Consider the following 5,936-nt stretch of genomic DNA (forward strand, 5'->3'; position numbering starts at 1 on the left):
CTCCGGGACGCTTCCGGGATCGTCGTGGGCCCGGCCCGGGGAGCACTCCCCGGGCCGGGCCCGTTCACACGACGCAGCCGGACAGGTCCTAGTCGCCGATCCCGGCGAGGTCCCGCAGGCGGCGGGCCTGCGCCGCCCGTTCGGCCGAGCGCTGCTCGTCGAAGGAGCGGCCGGCGGCGCCCTGGAGCAGGGCCTTGGTCTCGATGACGGCGTTGCGCGGCGCGGCCAGCAGGGCGGCGGCGAGGTCGCGGGCGGCGGCGTCCAGTTCCGCACCGGGGACGGCCAGGTTGGCCAGCCCGATGGCGGCGGCCTCCTCGGCGCCGATCCAGCGGCCGGTGGCGCAGATCTCCAGCGCCCGGGCGTAGCCGACGAGTTCGGTGAGCGGCTTGGTGCCGGCCAGGTCGGGGACGAGGCCGAGCGAGGTCTCCTTCATGGCGAACTGGACGTCGTCGGCGACGACGCGCAGGTCGCAGCCGAGGGCGAGCTGGAAGCCGGCGCCGACGGCATGGCCCTGGACGGCGGCGATGGAGACCAGGTCGCGGCGGCGCCACCAGGTGAAGGCCTGCTGGTAGGAGGCGATGGTGTCGTCGAGCTCCTGGTCGGGGGCGCCGGCGAGCTGGAGGAAGGTGGGCTCGCCGGGGATGCCCTCGGGGGTGAACATGGCCCGGTCCAGGCCCGCCGAGAAGGAGACGCCCTCCGCGCGCAGCAGGACCACCCGGACGCCGCCGGGCAGGTCGCGGCCGGCGGCGGCGAGGGCGCGCCACAGGGCGGGCGACTGGGCGTTGCGCCGCTTGGGCTGACACAGGGTGACGACGGCGAGCTCACCGTCGATCTCCAGGCGGACGCCGTCCTGCTCCCAGCTCGGGGCCTGCGGGTCGGTGGCGGGGGCGGTCATGCGGGGACCTCCGATGGCGAGGGGCTTGGCTACCGGAGAGTAACAAACCTGGGCGCGCGGCGGCAGGGCACCGGCCCGGAAAGATCGACGAAAGGGGAGCACCCGGGGGCGGACGACACCCCGGACATGACGATCGGCGGCCGGTCCACTCGACCCGAGGGCGGACGATCGGTTCTCGTCTCCCCGGTCGGCGCCCTGCCGCCGCGCCATTCAGCCATAAGCTGACGGACCGTCAGGAACCGGCCCCGGCGGTCGCCTTGTTCTTGCCACGCGTGGCACCACCGCGGCCCCGGAGAATGACTCCGGACTCGCTCAGCATCCGGTGCACAAAGCCGTACGAACGACCGGTCTCCTCCGCGAGAGCGCGAATGCTCGCCCCGGAGTCGTACTTCTTCTTGAGATCGGCCGCGAGCTTCTCACGCGCGGCACCGGTTACCCGGCTGCCCTTTTTCAGAGTCTCGGCCACCCGTGCCTCCTCGTAGCGTTGCTCGGTCAGATTCCCATGATCACCCATCCACCGCGTCCTGGCCACCCATTCGGCAAGGTCGATGTCGGGAATGCGTGGTCCTGCGGTGGTGATCCGAGCGCATCAGGGCGCTCACGTAGAGTGCGCGCCCCCAGGCGGATTCCGCCGTCCGCCGAGAAAGGGCTGATCAGCAGTGTCGGCCCGACCACGATCGAGTGGCGGGCCGACAGGAAGTCCTTAAACGGAATCCAGGCTTTCTTCATTCCCGGACACGCCGTAAGTACTAGTTTTTCTGGTCCTAAAAGCGGAGATCGCGTCTACACCCGGTCAGGCCAGCGAGACCAGATCGGCGTACGCCGGGCTCCAGAGGTCCTCGACCCCGTCCGGCAGCAGGATGATCCGCTCCGGCTGGAGCGCCTCGACGGCGCCCTCGTCGTGGGTGACCAGCACGACCGCGCCGCTGAACTCGCGCAGCGCGCCGAGGATCTCCTCGCGGCTGGCCGGGTCGAGGTTGTTGGTGGGCTCGTCGAGCAGCAGCACGTTGGCGCTGGAGACCACCAGCGAGGCCAGCGCGAGCCGGGTCTTCTCACCGCCGGAGAGCACCCCGGCCGGCTTGTCGACGTCGTCGCCGGAGAACAGGAAGGAACCGAGGATCTTGCGGATCTGCACCAGGTCGGTGTCCGGCGCGGAGGAACGCATGTTCTCCAGCACCGTGCGGTCCGGGTCCAGGGTCTCGTGCTCCTGGGCGTAGTAGCCGATCTTCAGGCCGTGGCCCGGGATCACCTCGCCGGTGTCCGGCTGCTCCACCCCGGCGAGCATCCGCAGCAGGGTGGTCTTGCCCGCGCCGTTGAAGCCGAGGATGACGACCCGCGAACCGCGGTCGATGGCCAGGCCGACGTCGGTGAAGATCTCCAGCGAACCGTAGGACTTGGAGAGCCCGCTGGCCGTCAGCGGGGTCTTGCCGCAGGGCGCCGGGTCCGGGAAGCGCAGCTTGGCGACCTTGTCGTTCTGGCGCACCTGCTCCAGACCGGAGAGCAGCTTCTCGGCGCGGCGGGCCATGTTCTGCGCGGCGACCGTCTTGGTCGCCTTGGCCCGCATCTTGTCGGCCTGGGAGTTGAGGGTCGCGGCCTTCTTCTCGGCGTTGGCCCGCTCGCGCTTGCGGCGCTTCTCGTCGTCCTCGCGCTGCTGCTGGTACTGCTTCCAGCCCATGTTGTAGACGTCGATGGCGGAGCGGTTGGCGTCCAGGTAGAAGACCTTGTTGACGACCGTCTCGACCAGGTCGACGTCGTGCGAGATGACGATGAAGCCACCCTTGTAGGTCTTCAGGAAGTCCCGCAGCCAGACGATCGAGTCGGCGTCGAGGTGGTTGGTGGGCTCGTCGAGCAGCAGCACGTCGGAGTCCGAGAACAGGATCCGGGCCAGCTCGACGCGACGGCGCTGACCACCGGAGAGGGTGTGCAGCTCCTGGTTCAGGATGCGGTCCGGCAGGCCCAGGGCGGCCGCGATGGTGGCGGCCTCGGCCTCGGCGGCGTACCCGCCCTTGGTGAGGAACTCGGTCTCCAGGCGCGCGTACTTCTTCATCGCGTTGTCCCGGGTGGCGCCCTGGCCGTTGGCCATCCGGTCCTCGTTCTCGCGCATCTTCCTGAGCACGGTGTCGAGGCCGCGGGCGGAGAGGATGCGGTCCTTGGCGAGGACGTCCAGGTCGCCGGTGCGCGGGTCCTGCGGGAGGTAGCCGACCTCGCCGGAGCGGGTCACCGTGCCCGAGGCCGGCATGCCCTCGCCGGCCAGCACCTTGGTCAGTGTGGTCTTGCCGGCGCCGTTGCGCCCGACCAGACCGATCCGGTCGCCGGCGGCGACCTTGAAGTTTGCGGACTCGATCAGGATCCGGGCACCGGCGCGCAGCTCAAGGGCGTTGGCGGAAATCATGGCGGAAACTACTCCTGGGACGTGGGCGGGCGGCCGGACGGGGCCCGGGGCCGGGCATCGGGAAGGGGCGTCGTCGGTGGTCGGCACAGCGCACGGAGCGGTGCCGCGCGCCCGCTATTGCCCGGAGAAGTCAGCCATGACGGCAAGTCTACCGGGCCGCGCGAGAACCCCCGGGGCTACCGCCCGGGGGTACCGGCGGTCCGGCGTTACTGCTGGGACTGCTGGGACTGCTGAGGCTGCTGCGCCTCGGGCTGCGCGGGCGGCTGGTCGCCCGCCGGGGCGTCCTGACCCACCGGGGCGTCCTGGACCTGACTCGCCGCCGGGTCGGTGCAGCCGCCCTGCGGACGGACCGCCGCGAACGGCGCGGACGGGCTGCCGCAGGCCGCCTCGGGGGCGGCCGCCTTGGTGTCGAACACCCGGGCCGGAACGATCGGGCCGTCGGTGATCAGCACCCGGCTGCCGTCCAGCGCCTTGATCGAGGCGCTCGGGCCGGTGTTCAGCTGCCAGCCGGTACTGTCCAGCCGATACCCGTTGATGCCGCCGGAGACGGCCTGCCCGGCACTGTTGGTGCAGCTGCGCGGGACGAGCACGGCGTACTCGGTGCCGACCGTGCGCAGCGGGTCGTAGACGCAGCCGCCGGGCGGCTTGGAGTTGTAGCGCAGGTCGCCGTCGGCGTCGCGCAGGCCCATGGTCAGGTTCGGGGTCACCACGGCCACCCAGGCGGAGGCTCCCTGCGGGACGGTGTGCAGAGCCGCCGCGGCCCGCTCCTGGGCCAGCTCCTTGCGCTGCGCGTCGGTGCGCTTGTCGGCGCCGGGCTCGCCGTCGCCGCGCAGCCAGTCCGCCAGGCCGGGCACCGCCCGGTGCCAGCGCACCTCGTGGTCGCCCGGGCGCACCGAGGTGACCAGGCCGTCGTCCCAGACCACGATGGCGTTGTCCCCCGCCATCGACAGGTACAGCGCGGTGGCGCCCTCGCGACGGTAGGACCAGGCCTGCTCGCCGCTCTGCCGGTGGAAGGCCTCCAGTCCGGGGCCGACCTTCAGGTCCAGGTCGGCCGTGCTCAGCGACTGTGTGCTGACCGGCGTGGCCTCCGCCTCGCCCGGCCCCGCCACCCGGTCGCCGAACGGCACCGGCTTGTTGGCGTGCGCCGCCGCACCGGCCGCAAGGACCAGCATCACCGCCAGGGCAGGCAGGATCGAGCGGGGGGTCAGTACACGCAGCGGCTTCCAGGACACGGCCGGAGCGTACCTTTCACCGGGCACGCGAGTCAGCCTGGAATTGCCCCCGCCCCACCCCTCGGACCGCGCGTCCGGCCGCGCGCGCCCTCCCCGCGCACCCGCCCGCCCACCTGCACCGTCGGTGCCGAGGCCGGGCCGCCGCCCGCTCCGGGGCCGGGCGCCGGGGCCCGGCCGGACCGTTACAGAGCTGATACACGCGGCAAGACCCGGCCGGGCGTTGCGGCAGACGGCGTTCGAATACCGCCCACTTTAGGGTGACATTCGGCTTTTCCGACGCCCGCCGGGCCTACTGTCGGCGAGCGGAGCGCCACGGTCCGTCCAGCGCGCCCCCGCCCCTCGACGCCCGGAGGAGAGACCATGCGAATCGGCCGCCTGACGCTGGCCGCCGCCGCCCTGCTGCTGATGGCCACGGCCAGCGTCCCGGCCGGGTCGCCGCTCAGCCAGACCGAACGGCACTCCCTCTCCTCGGACGCCTTCGAGCCGCGCGGCGCCGCCCCCCGCCCGCCCGTCCAGCGGCCCAAGCACGAGCCGCCGTTCGGTGCCTTCGTCGGCTCCTGGGACGACTACATCCCGCAGATCGGCCGGTACGCGCGGTGGCTGGGCGACGCCAACCTGCAAGTCGGCCACACCTACCTGGCGGGCAACGGCTGGGCCGACGTCGAGGGCGAGCTGATGGTGCTCGGCATGTGGTCGCAGTGGCGGCTGGCCGACCCGTCCCGGACGCTCGTCCTCGGCGTGCCGATGCTGGTGCCCAACGAGGCGAACGTGCCGGACGGCGAGGTCGCCAAGCTGCTCGCCCAGGGCGCGCGCGGGGACTTCGACCGGCACTTCCTGCGGCTCGCCCACCGGCTGGTCGCCCTCGGCGGCGCGGACACCGTGCTCACCCTCGGCTGGGAGATGAACGGCGTCACCTACACGCACCGCTGCAAGCCCGACCCGTCCGCGTGGAAGGCCTACTGGCGACGGATCGTCGGTGTGATGCGCTCGGTGCCGGGGCAGCGGTTCCGCTTCGACTTCACCCCGAACCGGGGTCTGGACGCCATCCCGTGGACCAAGTGCTACCCCGGCGACGACGTGGTCGACATCATCGGCATGGACAACTACGACCAGCCCGCCGGGGGCACCTTCGACGACTACGTGCGCGAGCCGTACGGGCTGCAGGACCAGGTGGAGTTCGCCGCCAAGCGCGGCAAGCCGGTCTCCTACCCGGAGTGGGGGCTGTTCCGCAACGGCGACAACCCGGAGTTCGTGCAGCGGATGGTCGAGTGGATGCGCACCCACGACACCGCCTACCAGACCGTCACCGACTACTGCCCGCACGGCTTCTTCGAGTGCGACCGCAACCCGCGCTCCGCCGCCCGGTTCAAGCAGCTGATGTCCGGGTCGAAGGGGGCGCCGGGGGGGGTGGCGCGCG

Annotated in this window: 5 protein-coding genes; 1 reads left to right on the forward strand and 4 read right to left on the reverse strand. The window is 72.1% G+C overall.

All coding sequences use genetic code 11. The features are described from left to right. Window positions 1-88 precede the first annotated feature (88 nt). The 4 genes from ACFV6I_RS36775 to ACFV6I_RS36790 all read right to left on the reverse strand — a co-directional run bounded on the left by ACFV6I_RS36775 (window position 89) and on the right by ACFV6I_RS36790 (window position 4,519). Window positions 89-895 (reverse strand): enoyl-CoA hydratase/isomerase family protein, encoded by an 807-nt coding sequence (locus ACFV6I_RS36775; RefSeq protein ID WP_380430362.1) that lies wholly within the window; start codon window positions 893-895, stop codon window positions 89-91. Between the two features lie 232 nt (window positions 896-1,127). Next, window positions 1,128-1,361: a helix-turn-helix domain-containing protein gene (locus tag ACFV6I_RS36780; RefSeq protein ID WP_030059940.1), complete on the reverse strand. Its 234-nt coding sequence runs from the start codon at window positions 1,359-1,361 to the stop codon at window positions 1,128-1,130. Window positions 1,362-1,688: 327 nt separating this feature from the next. Beyond that, window positions 1,689-3,287, reverse strand: coding sequence for a ribosomal protection-like ABC-F family protein (gene abc-f / locus ACFV6I_RS36785; protein ID WP_063349609.1), 1,599 nt, complete (start codon window positions 3,285-3,287; stop codon window positions 1,689-1,691). A gap of 206 nt (window positions 3,288-3,493) precedes the next feature. Then, entirely contained in the window at window positions 3,494-4,519 is a 1,026-nt protein-coding gene (locus ACFV6I_RS36790; protein ID WP_380430364.1) for a hypothetical protein, read from the reverse strand. Window positions 4,520-4,879: 360 nt separating this feature from the next. Here ACFV6I_RS36790 and ACFV6I_RS36795 point away from each other — a divergent pair. Beyond that, window positions 4,880-5,936: glycoside hydrolase family 26 protein (locus ACFV6I_RS36795; protein WP_380430367.1), on the forward strand; the 1,057-nt coding region annotated here is incomplete at its 3' end.

Origin of the sequence: Kitasatospora sp. NPDC059803 (assembly GCF_042732255.1) — a bacterium.
Taxonomy (GTDB): domain Bacteria; phylum Actinomycetota; class Actinomycetes; order Streptomycetales; family Streptomycetaceae; genus Kitasatospora.